Annotated in this window: 20 protein-coding genes; 14 read left to right on the top strand and 6 right to left on the bottom strand. The window is 42.1% G+C overall.

Annotation, left to right across the window (positions count from 1 at the left end; translation table 11 throughout):
• The first annotated feature begins 1 nt into the window (after position 1).
• Positions 2 to 1,747, top strand: coding sequence for a DUF3466 family protein (locus tag OCV56_RS08220; RefSeq protein WP_086711476.1), 1,746 nt, complete (start codon positions 2 to 4; stop codon positions 1,745 to 1,747).
• A 161-nt stretch (positions 1,748 to 1,908) separates the two neighbouring features.
• Positions 1,909 to 2,082, top strand: coding sequence for a ribosome modulation factor (gene rmf, locus OCV56_RS08215; RefSeq protein WP_017059676.1), 174 nt, complete (start codon positions 1,909 to 1,911; stop codon positions 2,080 to 2,082).
• A 251-nt stretch (positions 2,083 to 2,333) separates the two neighbouring features.
• On the opposite strand, the gene fabA is transcribed toward rmf, so the two are convergent.
• A complete protein-coding gene (fabA, locus tag OCV56_RS08210; RefSeq protein WP_017059675.1) occupies positions 2,334 to 2,849 on the bottom strand; it encodes a bifunctional 3-hydroxydecanoyl-ACP dehydratase/trans-2-decenoyl-ACP isomerase in 516 nt (171 codons plus the stop codon).
• Between the two features lie 70 nt (positions 2,850 to 2,919).
• A complete protein-coding gene (locus OCV56_RS08205) occupies positions 2,920 to 4,572 on the bottom strand; it encodes an AAA family ATPase (protein WP_086711475.1) in 1,653 nt (550 codons plus the stop codon).
• Positions 4,573 to 4,761: 189 nt separating this feature from the next.
• Between OCV56_RS08205 and matP the strand changes: the two genes are divergently transcribed.
• The 4 genes from matP to OCV56_RS08185 all read left to right on the top strand — a co-directional run bounded on the left by matP (position 4,762) and on the right by OCV56_RS08185 (position 7,331).
• Positions 4,762 to 5,217 (top strand): macrodomain Ter protein MatP, encoded by a 456-nt coding sequence (matP, locus tag OCV56_RS08200; protein WP_086711473.1) that lies wholly within the window; start codon positions 4,762 to 4,764, stop codon positions 5,215 to 5,217.
• Between the two features lie 23 nt (positions 5,218 to 5,240).
• Positions 5,241 to 5,549, top strand: coding sequence for a DUF3634 family protein (locus OCV56_RS08195; protein ID WP_086711470.1), 309 nt, complete (start codon positions 5,241 to 5,243; stop codon positions 5,547 to 5,549).
• 105 nt (positions 5,550 to 5,654) lie between these two features.
• The gene (locus OCV56_RS08190; RefSeq protein WP_086711468.1) at positions 5,655 to 5,966 is read left to right on the top strand and encodes a hypothetical protein; all 312 of its coding nucleotides are present in this window, start codon (positions 5,655 to 5,657) and stop codon (positions 5,964 to 5,966) included.
• 144 nt (positions 5,967 to 6,110) lie between these two features.
• On the top strand, positions 6,111 to 7,331 hold the full coding sequence (locus OCV56_RS08185) for a hypothetical protein (protein WP_086711466.1): 1,221 nt from the start codon (positions 6,111 to 6,113) through the stop codon (positions 7,329 to 7,331).
• Between the two features lie 97 nt (positions 7,332 to 7,428).
• Here OCV56_RS08185 and OCV56_RS08180 read toward each other — a convergent pair whose 3' ends face one another.
• The 4 genes from OCV56_RS08180 to OCV56_RS08165 all read right to left on the bottom strand — a co-directional run bounded on the left by OCV56_RS08180 (position 7,429) and on the right by OCV56_RS08165 (position 12,552).
• The gene (locus tag OCV56_RS08180; RefSeq protein ID WP_086711464.1) at positions 7,429 to 8,031 is read right to left on the bottom strand and encodes a DUF2971 domain-containing protein; all 603 of its coding nucleotides are present in this window, start codon (positions 8,029 to 8,031) and stop codon (positions 7,429 to 7,431) included.
• A gap of 1,135 nt (positions 8,032 to 9,166) precedes the next feature.
• Positions 9,167 to 10,891 carry an ATP-binding protein gene (locus OCV56_RS08175; RefSeq protein ID WP_086711462.1) on the bottom strand — a complete coding sequence of 575 codons (1,725 nt, stop codon included), beginning with the start codon at positions 10,889 to 10,891 and terminating at the stop codon, positions 9,167 to 9,169.
• Positions 10,891 to 12,075 carry an FIST signal transduction protein gene (locus OCV56_RS08170; RefSeq protein WP_086711460.1) on the bottom strand — a complete coding sequence of 395 codons (1,185 nt, stop codon included), beginning with the start codon at positions 12,073 to 12,075 and terminating at the stop codon, positions 10,891 to 10,893. Before OCV56_RS08170 ends, OCV56_RS08175 begins: the two co-directional genes overlap by 1 nt.
• 111 nt (positions 12,076 to 12,186) lie before the next feature.
• Positions 12,187 to 12,552 carry a hypothetical protein gene (locus OCV56_RS08165; protein ID WP_086711458.1) on the bottom strand — a complete coding sequence of 122 codons (366 nt, stop codon included), beginning with the start codon at positions 12,550 to 12,552 and terminating at the stop codon, positions 12,187 to 12,189.
• 252 nt (positions 12,553 to 12,804) lie between these two features.
• On the opposite strand from OCV56_RS08165, the gene ccoN reads away from it, so the two are divergent.
• From ccoN to OCV56_RS08125, 8 genes are all read left to right on the top strand, one after another.
• Positions 12,805 to 14,238 (top strand): cytochrome-c oxidase, cbb3-type subunit I, encoded by a 1,434-nt coding sequence (gene ccoN / locus OCV56_RS08160; RefSeq protein ID WP_009846707.1) that lies wholly within the window; start codon positions 12,805 to 12,807, stop codon positions 14,236 to 14,238.
• Between the two features lie 11 nt (positions 14,239 to 14,249).
• Positions 14,250 to 14,870, top strand: a complete 621-nt coding sequence (gene ccoO / locus OCV56_RS08155) for a cytochrome-c oxidase, cbb3-type subunit II (protein WP_004742292.1) — start codon at positions 14,250 to 14,252, stop codon at positions 14,868 to 14,870.
• Between the two features lie 9 nt (positions 14,871 to 14,879).
• A complete protein-coding gene (locus tag OCV56_RS08150; protein ID WP_004742291.1) occupies positions 14,880 to 15,056 on the top strand; it encodes a CcoQ/FixQ family Cbb3-type cytochrome c oxidase assembly chaperone in 177 nt (58 codons plus the stop codon).
• Positions 15,056 to 16,030, top strand: coding sequence for a cytochrome-c oxidase, cbb3-type subunit III (ccoP, locus tag OCV56_RS08145; protein WP_086711456.1), 975 nt, complete (start codon positions 15,056 to 15,058; stop codon positions 16,028 to 16,030). The genes OCV56_RS08150 and ccoP overlap by 1 nt, the downstream gene beginning before the upstream one ends.
• Before the next feature lie 85 nt (positions 16,031 to 16,115).
• The gene (locus tag OCV56_RS08140; RefSeq protein WP_086711454.1) at positions 16,116 to 16,595 is read left to right on the top strand and encodes a FixH family protein; all 480 of its coding nucleotides are present in this window, start codon (positions 16,116 to 16,118) and stop codon (positions 16,593 to 16,595) included.
• A gap of 5 nt (positions 16,596 to 16,600) precedes the next feature.
• Positions 16,601 to 18,973 (top strand): heavy metal translocating P-type ATPase, encoded by a 2,373-nt coding sequence (locus OCV56_RS08135; protein ID WP_086711452.1) that lies wholly within the window; start codon positions 16,601 to 16,603, stop codon positions 18,971 to 18,973.
• Positions 18,973 to 19,209, top strand: coding sequence for a cbb3-type cytochrome oxidase assembly protein CcoS (gene ccoS / locus OCV56_RS08130; protein ID WP_086711450.1), 237 nt, complete (start codon positions 18,973 to 18,975; stop codon positions 19,207 to 19,209). Before OCV56_RS08135 ends, ccoS begins: the two co-directional genes overlap by 1 nt.
• Positions 19,199 to 19,873 (top strand): sulfite exporter TauE/SafE family protein, encoded by a 675-nt coding sequence (locus tag OCV56_RS08125; RefSeq protein ID WP_086711448.1) that lies wholly within the window; start codon positions 19,199 to 19,201, stop codon positions 19,871 to 19,873. Before ccoS ends, OCV56_RS08125 begins: the two co-directional genes overlap by 11 nt.
• Positions 19,874 to 19,905 lie beyond the last annotated feature (32 nt).

The raw sequence follows: 19,905 nt of genomic DNA, 5'->3' as shown, positions 1-19,905 counted from the left end.
AATGACTTGTACTAAATTTAAATTAACAACAGTTGCAGCATTAGTGTTTGCTGCAACTAATACCAACGCTGCGCTTTACAAGGTAGTTGAAGTTACCCCTTCGATTACAGGTGCGTCTGAGATTTTTGGTGTAGCTATTCAACCTGGTAAAGCTGTAAACGTTAACGCAGAATTGCCAGCACTACCTGATGATGAGCTACCTCTAGGTTGCTTTGATTCTAATGCAACTAACTGTGCGGACGATACATTTAAACTTGCTGGTGAAACTCGTAACACCGTTGAAGGCGTTAGTTATCGTGAAGAAGTTCCATTTGCGATGGATGCTTCATTTGGGTACATCCAAGAATATGATGACTTTGAGAACTATTGTTATCGAGAACTTAAGTACTCAACTTGTGAAAGTTGGGCTTCTAGTCGCTGGTCTACCTGGAGCAAAGAGAGAAACGACCTGAGTTACCTAAATGCACAAGCTTTTATTGAAGACGGAGCTGAGTTTGATGTTACTAATACAGTCATAAACTCTTTAGATGAAAATGCTAAGCCCTTAGGTATCAAATCTAACGGAAATGATCTTCGTAATACAGCGATTACAACTACAACTCCTCCTTCAGATAACGGCTCAGAGACTAGGGCATGGGGTAGTCTGACAGAAGGAAATACTACATATAATTTCGGTAGTATTTCTACCAATCAAACTAATGATGATGGTGCTGTATTTAGTTCTAAAGCAGCTATTTGGGATGGTACCACGACAAAAGAGTTGGATTGGATTAGAGGTGGTGCTGCACAAGAAGGGCAGTATTTGGCTCAGGGCAGTATGAGAGCTCTAACAATAAAAGATTCTTTGATTTATGGTGTTGGTTATAACACCGCTAATGGTAGTGGCGACTTACAGGATATGAACGCTAGTATATTCATTAGTGACTCTTTAGACCTTTCAAGAGCGACTTGGGTTACAAAACAAGTGTCTGGAGCAGAGGTTAATTCTGGCTCATCGAATGATGATGCTAGATACAGTAACTCTGTAGTGACCGATATAAACAAAAACTTGTTGGCCATAGGTTACGCGAAGCGAAATGGATATGTTCCTGAAAGTGGTTCGGCTGCAAATAAAGTATTTGTTGTAGAAAAGATTGGTGAAAACGGTCAGACACCTACAGCCAATTTTAATTTGCAAAGCTCTATTTTCTTTACTGGCGCAGGCGGTGAAGCAAAATCTGTTAATAATTTCAATGAGTTCGTAGGACAAGTTGACGCAGAAACAACTCGTGAAGTTGATGGGAGTGAGCGCCGTCATCGTGGTTTTATTTACCCGTATCAAGCGACCGGCACTGATACATCAAGAATTGCACTATTTGAGAACAAAGCGTGGTGGCTAGATGATCTAACAAACGGTGCAAACCTAGATGGACAAGATTACTCTGATGCTAACAATCATTTCCGTATTATAGATGCTTCAGACATCAACGATGCTGGTGTTATTTCCGCTACTGCTATCAAATGTACAGTAGGAGGACAGCCTCAAGCGTATGATACAACTGCACATAACTCATACTGCGGTGGCGCAGCGTCTAACGCAGTAGAAGAGGTTGTAGCAGTTAAGCTTGTGCCTATTGCAGGTGCAACCCAAGCTGATATTCAGACTCGTAGTATGGACACAGAAAAAGTTGATCGCCAAGGCGCTGGTCTCGGTTGGTTAACTTTGACTATACTTGGTCTATTAGGGTTCCGCAGAAAATTTAAATAATTGTATCTCTTGAGCCCGAGTTCACAATTCTGAATTCGGGCTTTTTTTCACCTTGAGAAAAGTTGAAAACTGATCGATTCTTAAAATTGGAGTCACAAAAGCTCCGTTAAGTTGTAATCATTGTATGTTAGTAAATGGAACACCCGTATGAGGACTGCACTATGAAGAGACAAAAGCGTGATCGACTAGAACGAGCACAATCTCAAGGTTACAAGGCTGGTTTAAACGGTAGGTCGCAAGAAGCTTGCCCATATAGCCAAATGGATTCTCGGTCTTATTGGTTAGGTGGTTGGCGAGATGCCAAAGATGATAAGCAATCAGGTCTCTATAAGTAGATAGGGTACGAAGAATTAAAATCAGGGCTCCATTTTTGTTAATTACAACTTATGGAGCCTTGTTCATTTCTGAAAGGCGCCAAGAGCCTATGTAGCAGCATGAAGCAATAGTTCCATTATGATAGACGTATCGCTGGTGGACTTAACCTATTTCAAATTTAATCAGCATTCACTTAATGCACTATAACTAAAGTTGTTGGGGTGAAAATAAAGCAGCTACTAGCTGCTTTATTTAAAATCTAATTAATAGATTAAAATGCTGACGTATCTTGGAAAAGGCCAACTTTCAGATCTTTAGCGACATAGATCTCTTTGCCATCAACAAGTACGCGACCATCTGCAAGGCCCATGACTAGGCGGCGGTTAACAACACGCTTCATGTGGATCTCGTAAGTTACTTTTTTCGCAGTAGGAAGGATTTGACCTGTGAATTTCACTTCGCCAACACCTAAAGCACGGCCTTTACCTTCGCCGCCAACCCAACCAAGGTAGAAGCCAACAAGTTGCCACATTGCGTCAAGGCCTAGGCAACCAGGCATTACAGGGTCACCTGGGAAGTGGCAATCGAAAAACCATAGGTCAGGAGTAATATCCAGCTCAGCAAGAACTAAACCTTTACCGTAATCACCTTCAGTTTCTGACATTTTAGTGATGCGATCCATCATTAACATGTTCGGTGCTGGTAGTTGAGGGCCTTGTGGCCATAGTTCGCCTTGGCTTGATGCTAGAAGCTCTTCGCGAGTGTAAGAATCACGTTTGTTTTGCATTATCAATTACTCCGATTTTTGATAGGTGCATATTAGTGAACACGTGTACGCTAAACAAGTCCGATCAGTACTAGACGAACCAGTTTTTAATGCGTCCAACGATTCCAATAGGGTGCTCATGTCTTTCAAAATTTTCAATACGTTCTGCAATTTTGCTCAGAACGCTTTCTTGTTCATCGTCTCTAAATGGCTTGTTCATAATGAGAGGAATTGCTTCGTCTACATTAGACACAGACCAAATATGGAATTCTTCATTCTTAATGCTATCGATAAGGTCAGGTTTCAGTGCGAGGTGTCTCAAATTCGATCTAGGAAGGATCACACCTTGTTCGCCAGTTAGGCCGTTGTGCTTACATACGTGGTAGAAGCCTTCGATTTTCTCGTTTAGTCCGCCAACCGCTTGTACACGACCAAATTGGTCTACTGCACCAGTAACTGCAATTTGTTGATTAATTGGGTATTCAGACAAAGCACTCACCAAAGAGCAAAGCTCTGCAAGAGAAGCACTATCGCCGTCTACTTCGCAATACGACTGCTCAAATACCACGGAAGCTGCGTATGGCAAAGGATCCTCAAGGTTTAGCGCGCTGCTCACAAATGCTTGCATGATCATCATACCTTTAGCATGAAGATTACCACCTAGCTCGGCTTTGCGCTCGACATCGGCAATATCCCCATCGCCAAAGTGAATAACGCAGGAAATCCTTGCTGGTTCACCATAAGAGACAGGGTGCCCTGGGACGTCGATCACAGTCAGGCCATTAACTTGACCAACTTGTTCACCCTCAGTTTCGATTATGACTTGACCATCTCGAATATCGTCAAGAGCGCGTTCTGGTAGATACGACTCACGGTTGTATTTATGCTGTTGAGCTTGTTGGATATGGTGAATATCAATCTCACCATTGTCGGCTTCAATCAGAGCTTCGTTCAATAACGCATTGTGCCAAATAGGGCATAATGGAATATAGCTTTGGTCTTCGGTCTCTCTAGCTCCAGCAGTAAGAATTCCCGTCAAGGCTTGTTGCGTGATGGTTGGCAGTTGATAGCGTTGCTGAAGCCACTTAAGGTAACCAAGATATTGAGTCAAAGTTTCTTCAGAGAGCTTGATATCCTGTTCAATTTCGCTAAATAAGCAAAACCCGGTTTGAATATCGCTATCTAGATAATCAAGGTCACCTAATTGAGCCCTGTCTCCAACTACAATCAATTTAATGTTGTAAGTAAGAGGTAACGTTGGCGATTGATTTAAGTGCTCAGGGTTGCTGCTAATAGGTTCTACGGCTTCACCAAGTAGTGCAGATTTAAGCAATAACCAGCTTCCTGGGTTTGCCAAGATCAAGTTCGCTGAAACGATCAGGTAGCCGTTGTTCGCTCTAGCCAGTAGGCCTGGTTTTTTCGCAATAACTTTACCGTCTTTCGATTGAACTTGGTCAAACAAAGAGGCAGCATTTAAAGACTCAGTTTTTATAACCGGTAGAGTGTGATCATTCAAAGTATTGACTAGTGATTCAACAATCATTTGACGATAGATCGAATTGTCCGGAGCGTTTACAAGTAAAACACGCGAAAGGTTAGACAAACGGACAAAGCGGGTTAACGCATCTTTGAATCTATGTTGGATATCTGAAAACGGGAAAGGCGAGATGTCAGGGAATTGCTCTAATTGAGCGCTATATTCGTCGTACTGAGGCGTCACATGTCGCCAATCTACTTGAGTCATTTAAGTTTCTGATTATGATAATGAGGTAGGGAGTATATAGAAAAACCGATCCCGCTTGTAGCTCTATGTTGTAGTTACTAATCACTAAGCTAATATAAGTATGATCTTGGTCTATTCTTTCAAGACAATAATTGTTAAATAGCCTATTTTGGGTTACGCTGTCACTAGAATTAACTTTCGAGATTAGACATGAAATATCAGCAACTTGAAAACTTGGAATGTGGTTGGAAATGGAACTATTTGGTCAAAAAATGGAAAGAAGGTGAGTCGATCACCCGTCACATTGATTCAAGTGAAGCTGACGTTGCGGTACAAGCTTTGTTGAAGCTCGAACATCAACCCACAGGCGTTCTTGAGTGGATATCCAATAACATGTCTCCTGAGCTTGATAACAAGCTTAAACAAGCGATCCGAGCTAAACGAAAACGCCATTTCAATGCTGAACAAGTTCACACAAAGAAGAAATCAATCGATCTTGATTACCGTGTATGGGAAAAGTTATCTCAACGAGCGAATGAGCTTGGCTGTACGCTATCTGATGCCATCGAGTATTTGGTTAGCGAAGCGTCTCGTAGTGAACAGGCCAGCAAGACGGTGACCAGCCTTAAAGAAGATCTAAGCAAGCTTCTTTCTGACGATAAATAAACATCAACAGTAGTGGTGACATTATGATGTACGTAATCTTAATCGGTGCAGTGTTGGTTTTTTGGTTAGTCGCTATTGACCGACCAGTATTAAAAATCAAATTTAGTGATGGGACGATCGAACAAGTTAAAGGTCATCTTCCACCGAGCTTTAAGCATAACCTTCAAGAAATTTGTCATAACAACGCCTTTAAAGGTGAGTTAAAAGTGTATGCAAAACGCTCTGGTTATAATCTCAAGTTCACTAAAGATGTGCCTAAAAACGTACAGCAACGTATTCGCAACGTGTTCCCACATAATGGTTTCAAGTCAAAAGGTTCAAAGAAAGCGTAATCGTTGAGAGTTACGTGTTAGCTGGTCAATCGTCATACTAAGTTAATTCTTCATTTCTCTTAAATCTACGCATACTGTTCTCACGTTCAACAACGAGAGAGCAGTATGCGATATCTAGTATTCCTATTGTGTTTTTTATCCCCAGGCGCTTTTGCTGACGATGCATTGGTTAATCCTGTAGCCAAAAAAATAAAAGTCACCATTATGAAAGGGCTCAACAAGGGTGATGTTATTTTCGATGGCTATTGTGACCTGATGATTGAGATGAAGCACTCTAAAGGTTACGCAAGAATCAAAAAGGTGAGAACGTCTGGTGATAGTAAAGTTTGCAAGCAGGCGAAAAAACACTTACCGAAGAAGAAAAACTTCAAATACCGTTTTCCAGAAAAGTATATCCGACTACATATCACTCATTAGCCATAAGTAATGCACTATAACTAAATTATATTCATTGCATTGAAACAATTCCGTGAACCAATCTCTAATTTCTATTAATATTAGTTTTGTTATGAAGGCAGGATATGCCCACACAAGAGTATTTACCGCAAAGGAAAGTCACGGTTGTTGTTAGCAAATAAAAGTTATACCCCTGAAGTGATTGAGACCTCAAGGAAAGTCTCAATCAATGTTGAAGCTCGCTTTAATCGATGGTTAATCTCACCAGAATATAAGCTTGTACAATCTACAGTAGACACGTTACTAAGTTTAGAAAATAGGTATTGTGATAGTGTTATATTTGATGAAGCTGACCGCATATCCCACAACCAACGTATTTTATTACGCTGTGAACAAGATAGAATCAATGCTCATCGTGAGAAAGTCAACGCGAAGCAGCAAACCTTACGATACGTGATAGACGATGTTAGCAATGCTGCCTCGGCCCTAATGCTTGAGAAGCTTGAAGGTACCTTAATAAGCTCTTTGTTCCCAGAACTACCAGATTACAATCAATTCGCTAGTGTTGCGTATTCGCCATCTTTAAGCTTTTCTAAGTTGTATCAGGTTTTAGAAACGAATCGAATGTTGAGCTCAAATTTAATCGAGTTTGTTTCCAATCCAGAGTTTTCTAAGAAATACGGTAAAAAGTCCAAGATTATTCTTGACCCTAAGGTTGCGGCACAGCAGATAGGTATTGAAAATTGCCGTTTATTGTTTCCATTGCTAATGAGCCAGAAGCTGATTAAGTGGAATGATGCAAATATTAAACATATCACGCCTAAGGTTTGGCAACATTTAGTGGCGACTTCCAATGCAACACGAATTCGACTTCAAGAAACACCTGTCAATGATCCTAACGTAGGAATTTTACTTGGTGTTTTGAGAATTATGCCTTTGTTCTTGATTTATAACCACTTTTCTTCAACGTTTGAAGACGCATTGGTAAAAACGATGCTTGGTTACCGTGAAGCAAGTGACAAGCATGACGAATATTATGCTTGTGCTGAAGTTATCCCAAATCCCCAGTTTCTTGAGTCTATGGTAGAGCAGTTAGAACTTAAACTACTTAAAAAGCTCGTCGAATTCATTGATTGGAGCCCAAGTAATCAATTTATCAAGAGGGCACTTCTTGAAGAAGTGGATGATGTACCTGTACTTGAGCGAACGCTTTATGGTGCGGCTCTGGCTCAAGGTAGAAAGTTTTCTATTTTCGAAGCGTTAAATAATAGCAAACTGTTTAACGCTAAACATCGACCTTATTGGTTTTCTACAGTTCAAATGTCAATCGCGACAATTCAACAAATGAAGGCTAGCGTACCGGGAAAGCTGACGGTGAACATGTAATAAAAAGTGAGCCGCATTAATGTGGCTCTCTTTTTTGTTGCGCTGTAACTTTATTTGAATGCTGGCTTTAACAATAAACAGTAGGGTTAGACTCCGCCTAACTGACCACTTCGAATGTAAATGACTCTTGCTTGGCAATTGCGTGCTTAACGGGTATTCCAAGGCGCTGACAAGTCATCAGAACTTTCAACTTTCTGTCGGCAGGAGCGTGCTCTGAGAGAATCACCGAGCTAAGGCATTCTCTATTAAGGTGCAGCTTATTGCCAATCATCTCGTCATCAGGCAATACCCAGCGGTATTCCTTTTCATAACGCCAATTAGAATGCTTAACTGTGAACATCTCAGCTCCCAGCCTTGATGTTTGCAACCCACTTAGCGATGCCGAGTTGAACATACTAGGTTTGTCTTCATACTGGACTTTAAAGCAGTTGAGATTTACCTCGCCGTTATAACGGTTAAGGTCGTACTCGATACACATACCTTTAAAGTTGTCACCATACTGCGACCATAGTATTGGATGGTCGCTTGATTGAGAGAAACACATGATCTTGAAATTATTTTGAAGGTTTGTGTCGCACAGGCTGTTGAATTCAAAAGGGTTATTAAAGGTTTTAGCGTAATCAAACCATAACGAGCACTCAGATATAGACTGTATATTTCTATCGTGGAGCGATCTGAACTTATAAAGTTTAGGTAACATATCAAACACCTAGTTCACAACATGTTCTGATGTTAACACTTTAATTGGTAATGCCACTCCGAGTGCACAGCATTTGATTGCTTAATCACCTTATTTTTAATTATAAGTGTTTGATAGATCAAAATTTAAACACAAAATAGTGGCCTGTTTAAGTGGTTTATTTTGCCATATATCGGACCTTAAGATTTCTAGGACTATGTTAGATAAGATACAACGTAACGTTTTGGTTTGTTAAGTCGAGACAACAGGGGCTTTAACCGGTAGTAAATCCTGCTTTGAAGAGCAAGGCTTTATTCAAATGGGTTAATATCTGTTATTCAAAGGGATTAAAACTTGTAGCGAGCTCCAACGTAGGCGGTTTGCGATGAAATATCGACACGTGCGTTGCGTTGTCACTTATTTTTTATTTACAGCCAGTGCGATTAACTACGGACATACATTGAATGCAATGCAGCTTTTTAATAATGTCGTTTGAGTATCAAAGACACGCTCATGGAATCTTAAATAACGAGAGCAACGTTAATTGATAGAGCTTGAAGCTAGCTCAACTTAAAAGAGTCCACATCAGTAATCAGCAAGTCAGATTAGGTTTCAGTAATGTGTTGGAGTTTTTGAATGCTTTATCAGTTGCAATTGGAAGATGAACCGGGAACTAAAAGCACAACAATAGGATTACTTTCAAAATTTACACACAACGCGGTGAAGCCATCGGTTGTAAGTTAGCAGAAATTGAAAGTTAAATAATGAAATGAATGGATAGCATCTAAGAGCTAATTTAAACAGGTGCTAGGCGAAGAGCCAGTAAGAGTGTTTAGCTGATGTAATCAAGGTGGCGCGAGTTAGTTTGAATCAACGTGTAGTCAAACCCATAAAATGGTTGAGCGAATGAATTAAGTGGTTCTGTACGTGAAATCTGCCAGGGATAAGACTCGAAAAGCTCTCAGATTTTACATATAATGACTGCGCATTATGTACGTTATGTTAAATTGGTTTCTGTGTTTATAAGGCAGAACGCTTTGTGTGACGCCCTGCCTCTTATTTATCTACCGAATCGACGTTCTATTTAACAGTAAGACTATTTACCATAAAATACCTAATAAACATATTTCCTAATCTTCGATTAAGAATACGTTTATTAGACTTCAAGCATTAATCGATCAATTGCTTCTGTGATCTCTTTGGTTCTTACTGGTTTGGTCACGAAATCATTCATACCGACGTCTAAGCACGAACATTTGTCTTCTACTGATGTGTGTGCTGTTAGTGCGACGATTGGTATTTTGATGTTGGCATCTCTCATGTGCTTGGTTGTGGTTAGTCCATCCATCACAGGCATCGACATATCCATTAAAATAATGTCTATCGAGTCAATGGCTTTTTCAACAAAGCCAATTGCTTCTTCACCGTTGCTGGCGATGAAAACTTTGTGGCCTTGTCGCGTCAGGATTAACTTAATGACCATTTGATTCGTCGGATTGTCTTCGACAACTAACACCGAATAACGGCTTCTTAACTCGGGTGAACATTTATTGTCTTCATTATTGGCCAGATTGTTCTTAACTCTGGTAAGAACTGGCAACTGTACTTCGAATTTTGAACCTTTTCCTGGCTCACTCTCTACCGATATACGTCCACGCATCAGCTCAACTAGTCTTTTGGTGATTGCCAAACCTAAACCAGTGCCACCAAATCTGCGTGTGATTGTGCTATCAGCTTGTACAAATGGACTGAATAGCGACGAAAGTTGTTGCGAGCTAATGCCAATACCGGTGTCTTCTACCGTTATATAGAAAGAGCTCTGCTGGTACTTGATAGAAACGTGGACATGCCCACGCTCAGTGAACTTAATCGCGTTGCCAATCAGATTAAATAGGATTTGTGCCAGGCGACTTGGATCTATGTAATGAAGTTCGCCTTCAGGGATATCGCTTGTTACTGTTAGCGACAAACCTTTTTCGTCTGCTGTCTTCTTTTGTTCAGACAATACAAAAGTTACAGTGTCTCTTACATTGCTCCATTGAGGTGCTAGCGAGAAACATCCAGATTCAATCTTAGAAAAGTCCAACACGTCACTAATAATTGCCAATAGAAGCTCTGATGACGTGCTCATATTAAGAACTATAGACTGTTGTTCTTCGTTGAGTGACGTGGATTTTAGTGTGTCGATTAAGCCAATGATAGCATTCAGTGGTGTTCTCAACTCGTGACTCATCATCGCGAGGAATTCAGACTTGGCCTTGTTAGCTCTTTCTGCGTCTTTTCTTGCTGTGACTAGTTCTGCAGTACGTTCTCTAACTGTCGCTTCAAGCTTTTCTTTGTTCTCAATATCGAAAACAGCACGCTCTATTAGCGGGCGGAAACGGTTTAGTGTGGCTTTGGTTTCAATACTAAAGTGCTTAGTATTTGAGTGGATAAAAATGATAACGGACTGTGTTAGACCACTATCTATCCCAGTAATCAGCACTGAATTGATTTGGTCGAGAACAATGGGATGCAGAGAGTTAAATTCCCCAAGAGATTTGGGTTCGAAAAGGATGGCACATTCACCATTGATGACTCGCGATAGTTTGCCACAATCGCTCCAATTCATCTGTTCGAAGACTTTGTTATTGGTTAGCAAGGTTTTGAAGCTACCTTCGTTCCCTACCCTTGATACCACTATAAAGTCATCAAATTTAATGTACTTTTTAAGTACGAACTCAAGGCTGGAGAATATCTCAGATATATTACTCGCCTTACTGATCGCTGAGATGGTTGATAAGATCACCCTGTTCTCTTCAGCCAGTTTTCGCTCACGGGCTTTTAGTTTTTGCAGTTCAATACGAGCTTCTTGTAGCGCTTCTTGACCTTCAGACCCCATTACTTTCTCAACCTATAAAACGTTGCAGACGATACCATTAAATTCCCGTGTGCATTCTCACCGCCAGATAGCCTACCTTGCTCACCAAACGTGAATGGACATATGTAAGGAAGCCCGTTAAGTGCTTGATTTATTTGCTCACAAACCTCCTCCATATCTTGTTTTAGATTCAACATTGGACCGGCACAAAATATATTGATCGCCCCTAATTTCTCTTCAAGATCCATATCGTTGTAGTACGAGGAGTGAATGATGTTCGCGGCGCGGCTGATCAATTGTTGTTTGGAACCTTGCATCAAATAAATGGTGTCGCCTTCACTGATATCCGTAAAGAGCTCGATACCGTTGCACTCCGTTTCGCGAATTGAGTGAGATAGTTTGAAATACGGATAGTTGTAAGATGTACCGACTTTTCTGCCTAGTGGATAGACAGATGACTTTTCAAAGATATAGCCGTCGTCACTGCCACCTAAATGGAAATTAGTCCACTCATTGTAAACCGTGGCGGCTGGCCTGTGGTCTATCTCAAGCAAGATTCTATTTCTTACTTTGGTCACGGTTCCTGAGTATCGCGTAGGCGTGTGCCCTGCACTGAATGATGAATAGATAGACTGAGAGGAGAAAAAGACGGTTAATGAGACGCCATTAATTGAGAGTGACTCTTCGGTAAAGAGACTCCAATTTCCAGAAACCTGATTGTCTGCAGCACTACCACCGATAATTGGAACTTCAGTACCGAATTTCTTATCGATAGCCGCCATCACTTTCTCTTCATTACCAGGAGTGGAATGAAGCAAAATAAGATCGGGAATTTCACCTTCTCGGTTGGCGTTCTTGAGTGCTTTATCGATCGCGCTGAAGGTGCTGGCGTCTATGGAGTCACCGAAGTGCTCGATGCCCGTGCCGTAAGCGTTGATACCTGAATCATAAATGATGAGTACACCGATCACAGGCCCTGAATGGAATCCAGTTTCAGTCATGATCCCATGGCATGTCGTGCATCCATGTATTGGAATATTAGGGAGAGCATCTACGAAATATCTCTGCACAGCGAGTGTCGAGTACTCTTCTGTGCAGTAGCAAATGAGACAAGCGATATCCTCGGGGTTTTCTACCCCAAGAAGCAGTTCATCTACGGCGATTTTATCATCTAGAGAATAAGAGACTTTTGATAGAAATTTCATAGAGTTCTGGAAACTTTATTAATGTTGTCTTTATAACACTTTAATGCGCAAGGTTTCACTGGTTTAGTCAATATTTCTATCAAAGAGCGAGGTGTTGCTCAGTTTTGAGTTTTATTCTTTTGAGAGACTTACTGTATACGTCATGACCTGTTGTGGAAATGTAACCGTTATTGAGGAAGTCTTATCATTGGTTTGTAAAAGCCAAGATGAAGCCCCTTTCGATTCTAAAACTCCGCTTCCATCATAGTTAATGATAAATTTGCCAGTTTTAGATGTTTCAATTGAATACCCCTGACTATTGCCCGAAATCGAAACATTATTATTATCAATACCAAATTCACACGGTTTTGAAACTATACAGCTTACTGTTTCGTTATTATCGTATGTTACTGTTCTCCAAGTAAATGCAGCTATTAAAATAATCAACATGACGATAATTTGAACAAGCCTGCCTTTTGTTAGCTTTTGTGCCGCCATTATAATCTTTACTCCTTGTTACAAAGTTCAAAGTTTTTAAATAAAAATCCAATTCCAGACCAAGCGTAAGGTTACTACTCTGTCATTGATTTGTTAATTCAAGTATAGTGTCGCGTTGAAAATGCCACTTTTTTTTAAAATCAGCAAGTGGAAATAAAGCCCTGAATAGGCTGAATTTCCTTTTCTAATTTGGGTGGCATTACGACGTGAGTCGTGTTGGAAGTAAAGTGTAGTAAATAAGAAATTGGAAGCATGCAAATGAGCCAAGAAAAGCAGCTTGAACAAAACTACAACTATACGGTCGTCCGTCAATTTACCCTAGTTACAATTTTGTGGGGTATTGTCGGTATGGGCGTTGGTGTTTTGATTGCCGCTCAATTAGTTTGGCCACAGCTAAACTTTGATACGCCGTGGTTGACGTACAGTCGTTTACGTCCCCTGCATACTAATGCGGTTATTTTTGCGTTCGGTACAAGTGCGCTGTTTGCAACATCATATTATGTTGTACAACGTACCTGTCAGACGCGTCTCTTTGGTGGCCCTCTCGTAGCCTTTACCTTTTGGGGTTGGCAAGCGATTATCCTGTCCGCTGCAATTACTTTACCGTTAGGTTTAACCTCTGGTAAAGAATACGCAGAACTTGAATGGCCAATCGATATTGCTATTACTCTTGTGTGGGTAGCTTATGCGGTCGTGTTCTTCGGAACCATGATTAAACGTAAGACATCGCACATTTATGTAGCAAACTGGTTCTTCGGAGCCTTCATCATCACGGTTGCCGTGTTGCACATCGTTAACAGCCTAGCTGTTCCTGTATCTGCGTTTAAATCGTACTCGATTTATTCCGGAGCGATTGATGCAATGGTGCAATGGTGGTACGGACACAATGCGGTAGGCTTCCTATTGACAGCTGGTTTCCTAGGTATGATGTACTACTTCGTTCCTAAACAAGCTGGTCGCCCTGTTTATTCTTACCGTTTGTCGATTGTTCACTTCTGGGCTCTCGTGTCTCTGTATATCTGGGCTGGTCCTCACCACCTACACTACACTGCACTTCCTGACTGGACTCAATCTCTAGGTATGGTTATGTCTTTGGTTCTGTTTGCTCCATCTTGGGGTGGCATGATCAACGGTATTATGACTCTATCTGGTGCGTGGCATAAGCTTCGCTACGACCCAATCCTACGTTTCCTAATCGTTTCTCTATCATTCTACGGCATGTCGACTTTCGAAGGCCCAATGATGGCAATCAAAACGGTTAACGCACTATCTCACTACACGGACTGGACTATCGGTCACGTTCACTCTGGTGCGTTAGGTTGGGTTGCAATGGTTTCTATCGGTTCGGTTTACCACTTAGTTCCTAAACTATTTGGTCAAGAGCGTATGTATTCTGTATCTCTAATCAATGTTCACTTCTGGTTGGCAACGATTGGTACGGTTTTCTACATTGTTGCAATGTGGATCTCTGGTGTGATGCAAGGTCTGATGTGGCGTGCAGTTAACTCTGACGGTACATTGACTTACAGTTTCGTTGAATCTGTAGAAGCTTCTTACCCGTTCTACTTTGTACGTTTCTTAGGTGGTTTCATCTTCCTATCTGGTATGTTCTTAATGGCATACAACACGTACAAAACTGTTTCTGCACCTAAAGATAGCCTTAAAGCTATCCCTCAACCGGCTTAAGGAGATTTAGAATGAGCTCAAATTCAAATAATCGCCATGAGTTGGTAGAGAAGAACGTAGGCCTACTAGCGATCTTGATCGTTATTGCTATCAGTTTTGGTGCTTTAGTAGAAATTACCCCTCTTATTTTCCAAAAGCAGACAACTGAACCCGTAGAAAACCTACGTGTTTACTCTGCTCTAGAAATGGAAGGTCGTGATATCTACATTCGTGAAGGTTGTAACGTATGTCACAGCCAAATGATTCGTCCTTTCCGCTCTGAGACTGAACGTTACGGTCACTACTCTGTAGCTGGCGAAAGCGTTTGGGAACATCCATTCCTATGGGGTTCTAAGCGTACTGGTCCTGATCTAGCGCGTGTTGGTGATCGTTACTCTGATGAGTGGCACCGTGTTCACCTTATCGACCCTCGTGAACTTGTTCCTGAATCAAACATGCCTGGTTTCCCATGGCTTGCTGAGAATGTACTTGATGGCAAATTGACTCAACAGAAGCTTGAACTCTTCCGTAATCAATTTGGTGTTCCTTACACAGACGAACAAATTGCTAACGCTAAACAAGATGTTGAAGGAAAAACAGAGATGGATGCAATCATCGCTTACCTTCAATCGCTTGGCCACGCAATGAAATAAGGAATAATTATGGACATTATTACATTTCAAAGTGTTTGGACTGTGACTGTTTTTGCTTGCTTCATCGGTATCGTTTGGTGGGCATACGGCAAAAACCGTAAATCACGTTTCGACGAAGACGCGAACCTAGTGTTTGCTGACGACGAGCCAGCAACAAGTTCTAAAAATGAAGGAGTGACAAAGTAATGAGTACATTCTGGAGTATCTGGGTTAGTGCGATTACGATTGGTACCCTAATTGGTTGTGCTGTCTTACTTCGTTGGTGTTTTAAAGACAAAACAGGCGTAGAAGAAGGTCATGATATGGGCCATGAATACGATGGTATTCGTGAGCTTAACAACCCACTACCAAAATGGTGGACATACCTTTTCATCAGTACAATTGTTTTTGCTGCGGTTTACCTTGCTCTATACCCTGGCCTAGGAAACTTTAAAGGCCTGTTAGGTTGGACAAGTTCAAATCAAGAAGTTCGTAGCATTGAAGAGTCTCGTTCAGCAATTGCTGCTGCTCAAGCAAACAAACAGTTAGATGCGTACGCGAAAGAGCTTGATGATGCAGACACCTACTTCGGTGAAGCATTCAGAAAACTAGCTCACGACGAAAACGGTTTACGTTCAATCCCTGACATTGCATCAGATGCTGATGCAATCAAAGTGGGTCAACGTCTGTTCTTGCAAAACTGTTCTCAGTGTCACGGCTCTGATGCACGTGGTCAGAAAGGTTTCCCTAACCTAACTGACGATGCATGGCTATATGGCGGTGAGCCTGAGGCTATCGTAACAACAGTTATGCACGGTCGTGTTGGTCAAATGCCTGGTTGGAAAGACGCGCTTGGCGAAGAAGGCGTAAAAGAAGTAGTTAGCTACACGCTTAGCCTTTCTGGTCGTAGCGTAAACGCACGTGAAGCAGAAGCTGGTAAAGCTCGTTTCGTAGTGTGTGCTGCGTGTCACGGTACGGATGGTAAGGGTAACCCTGCTGTTGGCGCTCCTGACCTAACTGACCGCGATTGGTTGTTTGGCGATTCTCGCGCAGATGTAACTGAAACAGTTATGTACGGACGTTCTGGCGTAATGCCTGCTTGGAAAGACATTCTAGGCGAAGACAAAGTACAGCTAGTTTCATCTTACGTGTGGAGCTTAAGCAACTCAGATAATAAGTAACATTTCAATAACAGCCTCTTTCTAAGAGGCTGTCTTTCCTTTATTTTATAACCCCTTCTTTTTATTCTTTTTTGAGATATTTTTTATGGTAAAGCCTTGGTATAAACAGTTTTGGCCGTGGTTCTTAATCGCGTTGCCAGCGACAGTAGTTATTTGGACCATCATGACGGTTATTGTGTTTACACAGAACTCTGTAGACCTAGTGACTGAGGATTACTATAAAAAAGGAAAAGGCATTAATGTCGATATTTCAAAAGTTAACATCGCTAAAGAATTAGGCTTATCAGCTTTAGTTAACGAGAAAGGTAACTCGGTTATCATTACTTTAGACAAAGGTAAACTTGATCATTTCCCTGCTATTAGCGCGATGTTCGTTCATAGAACGCTACCTGACCGTGATTTCACTCAGTTACTTACCGCAGATGCAAAAGGCAACTACACATTGACTTTAGACCACGAAATGCAAGGTCCATGGTTCATTGAGTTGACGCCACATGACGAAGAATGGTTAGTGCAAGGTCGTATGAACTTCCCTATTGAAACTCCTACTCAACTAACGAACTAGAGCTTATGTGTGAATCCTGTTATCACTGCGGTGAAGATGTACCAGCGGAAACGGATTTTAAAGTAGAGATCTTAGGATCGACTCGTAAGATGTGTTGTCCGGGTTGCGAAACCGTAGCCCAGACAATCGTTGACAGCGGTTTGGTTTCTTACTACCAATATCGTACCGCTCCTGCTGAAAAAGCTGATTTAGTGCCAGAGCAACTGCTGGCACTCAGTCATTACGACAATGAAGATGTTCAATTAGAATTCGTTCGCAACTCCGAAAATACCTCTGAGGTGACATTGTCACTAGAAGGTGTTTCTTGCGCTGCTTGTGCATGGCTAATTGAGAAACAAGTCTCTTCAAAACAAGGGGTGGGCAGTATTCGTGTCAATACCACCACCAACCGCGCCCTACTTAGCTGGGACAACACACAAGTTAAACTGAGTGAGTTGTTATCGGCAATCCATACCCTAGGCTACAAAGCGGCGCCTTTCGAGGCCGACCAACAAGAAGCGGCCTACCACCGCTCAATGAAGAACTACTTGTATCGCCTTGGTGTCGCTGGCCTAGCGACTATGCAAGTCATGATGCTTGCAGTGGCTCTATATCTTGAAGTCTTTGGTAACCTAGAGCCGGAATTCAAAAGCTACTTCCGTTGGGTGAGTTTAATCTTCGCGACACCGGTTCTGCTCTACTCTGCATTACCTTTCTATATAAATGCATGGCGAAGCATCAAAGGTCGAACGTTAGGTATGGATGTACCTGTTTCGATTGCTTTGCTGTTTGCCTACGTGGCGAGCTTGGTTGCGACCGTGACAGAAAAAGGCGAAGTGTTCTTTGAATCGATTTCGATGTTCACCTTCTTCCTGTTGCTTGGTCGTTTTCTTGAAATGCGCGCTCGTCGTAAAGCGGCGGCAGCAAGTGGTAACCTGCTTAAGCTCGTCCCTGCAATGGCGACAAAATTAGACGGTGAACAAGTTCCAGTTAAAACCTTAAAAGTAGGCGATCAGATCCTCGTACTACCGGGTGAACACATTCCTGCGGATGGCAAAGTACTGTCTGGCCGAGTCCACATTGATGAGTCCATGCTGACTGGTGAATCGATTCATGTGGTTAAGAATGAAGGCGATACCGTCTTTGCTGGTACATTGAATGGTGATGAATCGTTTGAATTGGAAGTGATGACGTCTAAAGCAGATTCAGTGATTTCCAATATCGTACGCCTACAAGATGAAGCGCAACTGTCTAAGCCTCGCATCGCAGAGATTGCGGATGTGGTTGCTCGATACTTTGTTGCTGTTATTCTGGTTATCTCGTTTGGTACTTGGTTCTACTGGCACCAAACTCGCCCAGAAGACGCGTTTTGGATCATGCTTTCGGTATTGGTAGCAACCTGTCCTTGCGCTCTGTCACTCGCGACACCGACGGCGATTACCTGTTCTACTTCTCGTATGGGCAACTTCGGTATCTTGCTGCGTAAAGGACATGTATTTGAAACCTTGTGTAAAGTAAACCACTTAATCATCGATAAGACGGGTACATTGACTGAGGGTGATATTCGTATCAGCCAAATAGACACCTTTTCAGACCTTGATAAAGAGACATGTTTACAAGTTGCCGCAAGCCTGGAACAACACGCGAACCACCCTATTGCTAAAGCGTTTAAGACCTATGTTTCTGATGATATCGAAGTAGAATCTGTTAATAACGTGATTGGCTCGGGTATTACCGGTGAGTGGAATGGTCAAGAAGTAGCGATCGGTAGCAGTGAGTTCATTCTTGGTGAATCTCAACCTTCCGAAAGTAATGGTATCTACCTGTCATTGGCTGGCCGCCATATCGCGACATTTACTTATGAAGATCCGATTCGTAAAGAAAGTATCGAGTTCATTAAGCAATTTAAAGAAGCGGGTATCAAAACTACCCTGCTGACGGGTGACTCCTTGATAAACGCGAAGCCTGTTGCTGAAGAAATCGGTATTACCGACATCGTTGCGAATGCTAAGCCAGAGGATAAGCTTGCTTACCTTAACTCTCGTGATGAAAAAGACATTACCATGATGGTCGGCGATGGCATTAACGATGCGCCTATTCTTGCGGGGGCTCACCTTTCTGTTGCGATGGGTGGTGGTACAGATGTAGCAAAAGCCTCTGCAGATATGGTGTTACTGGGTGATAAGCTCGATAGATTACTTAAGTCGCGTACTTTGGCGCTAAAAACGCGTAAGATAATCCGCGAAAACTTGGCGTGGTCGTTGGGGTATAACCTGCTTATTCTACCATTGGCCGTGGCCGGTTTGGTTGCTCCTTACATTGCCGTTGTAGGCATGTCTGCTAGCTCTATTATTGTTGTGTCTAACTCGTTAAGGCTTTTAAAAGAGCAAGGTAAATAATGGAAAGTTTATACATACTCATTCCAATCGCGATCGTACTTGTATGTATCGCTGTCGGTATCTTTCTATGGGCCGTTAAGAGTGAACAGTTTGAAGACCTTGAGCGACAAGGCCATAACATTCTGTTTGATGAAGACGAAAAGGCTCACAACCATTCTGATAGCAAACCTGTCAAGAATGAGAAAGCTAACAACGAAAGCCAACCTAACTTAGATAAAAAGAATAATGACGCCTGATTGGATCGGAGCTTTTGTTGTTGGATTGATCGGCGCGGGCCACTGCATGGGAATGTGTGGTGGTATTGCGTCGCTTCTTTCGATTGGTAATGCCAAACCTTCCCCTGTTATCCCTCTCCTTTATAACCTTGGACGCTTATTAAGCTATGCCGTGATTGGTGGCGTGATAGGTGGAGCAATCTCTTCGATTGGCCAGCTCAGCGATTTTAATGCTTTGCTCGGTTGGCTTCGTCTGTTTGCTGCTGTCTTTATGATCATCTTAGGCTTATACATTGGCAAATGGTGGTTCGGCTTGTTGTTCTTTGAAAAAGTAGGCCAGAAGCTTTGGCGTTATATCTCTCCAATCGGTAAGTCTTTTCTTCCGCTCAAACACCCAAGCCACGCCCTGCCTTTTGGTTTTATCTGGGGTTGGCTTCCATGTGGTCTTGTTTACTCAATGCTAACGTGGGCTGCGGTATCGGGAAGTTGGTACAACGGAGCGGGCATCATGCTTGCCTTCGGTTTAGGGACGCTTCCAGCGATGCTGACGGTTGGTATGGGCGCTAATTTCCTCAAGAAATTGCAACAAGCTGACTTATTCCGTCAACTCGGCGCAATTTTAATCCTGATTTACGGTTTCTACACTGGATATATGGCGCTGCAGCTCATTATTTATACCGTATAGCCATTCTTTAAATCCGGTTTTTTTACTACCCA

Origin of the sequence: Vibrio gigantis (genome assembly GCF_024347515.1) — a bacterium.
Taxonomy (GTDB): domain Bacteria; phylum Pseudomonadota; class Gammaproteobacteria; order Enterobacterales; family Vibrionaceae; genus Vibrio; species Vibrio gigantis.
Note: the sequence above shows the minus strand (reverse complement) of the source record. Positions and strands in the feature narration are given on the sequence as shown.

Bases quoted from the DNA above. Each gene is read 5' to 3' on its own strand.
- OCV56_RS08195 (WP_086711470.1), top strand. From the start codon at position 5,241: ATGATGTACGTAATCTTAATCGGTGCAGTGTTGGTTTTTTGGTTAGTC.
- OCV56_RS08220 (WP_086711476.1), top strand. From the start codon at position 2: ATGACTTGTACTAAATTTAAATTAACAACAGTTGCAGCATTAGTGTTT.
- OCV56_RS08205 (WP_086711475.1), bottom strand. From the start codon at position 4,572: ATGACTCAAGTAGATTGGCGACATGTGACGCCTCAGTACGACGAATAT.
- OCV56_RS08125 (WP_086711448.1), top strand. From the start codon at position 19,199: ATGACGCCTGATTGGATCGGAGCTTTTGTTGTTGGATTGATCGGCGCG.
- matP (WP_086711473.1), top strand. From the start codon at position 4,762: ATGAAATATCAGCAACTTGAAAACTTGGAATGTGGTTGGAAATGGAAC.
- ccoO (WP_004742292.1), top strand. From the start codon at position 14,250: ATGAGCTCAAATTCAAATAATCGCCATGAGTTGGTAGAGAAGAACGTA.
- ccoS (WP_086711450.1), top strand. From the start codon at position 18,973: ATGGAAAGTTTATACATACTCATTCCAATCGCGATCGTACTTGTATGT.
- OCV56_RS08180 (WP_086711464.1), bottom strand. From the start codon at position 8,031: ATGTTACCTAAACTTTATAAGTTCAGATCGCTCCACGATAGAAATATA.
- fabA (WP_017059675.1), bottom strand. From the start codon at position 2,849: ATGCAAAACAAACGTGATTCTTACACTCGCGAAGAGCTTCTAGCATCA.
- OCV56_RS08140 (WP_086711454.1), top strand. From the start codon at position 16,116: ATGGTAAAGCCTTGGTATAAACAGTTTTGGCCGTGGTTCTTAATCGCG.
- OCV56_RS08150 (WP_004742291.1), top strand. From the start codon at position 14,880: ATGGACATTATTACATTTCAAAGTGTTTGGACTGTGACTGTTTTTGCT.
- OCV56_RS08165 (WP_086711458.1), bottom strand. From the start codon at position 12,552: ATGGCGGCACAAAAGCTAACAAAAGGCAGGCTTGTTCAAATTATCGTC.
- ccoN (WP_009846707.1), top strand. From the start codon at position 12,805: ATGCAAATGAGCCAAGAAAAGCAGCTTGAACAAAACTACAACTATACG.
- OCV56_RS08170 (WP_086711460.1), bottom strand. From the start codon at position 12,075: ATGAAATTTCTATCAAAAGTCTCTTATTCTCTAGATGATAAAATCGCC.
- rmf (WP_017059676.1), top strand. From the start codon at position 1,909: ATGAAGAGACAAAAGCGTGATCGACTAGAACGAGCACAATCTCAAGGT.
- OCV56_RS08175 (WP_086711462.1), bottom strand. From the start codon at position 10,891: ATGGGGTCTGAAGGTCAAGAAGCGCTACAAGAAGCTCGTATTGAACTG.
- OCV56_RS08135 (WP_086711452.1), top strand. From the start codon at position 16,601: ATGTGTGAATCCTGTTATCACTGCGGTGAAGATGTACCAGCGGAAACG.
- ccoP (WP_086711456.1), top strand. From the start codon at position 15,056: ATGAGTACATTCTGGAGTATCTGGGTTAGTGCGATTACGATTGGTACC.
- OCV56_RS08190 (WP_086711468.1), top strand. From the start codon at position 5,655: ATGCGATATCTAGTATTCCTATTGTGTTTTTTATCCCCAGGCGCTTTT.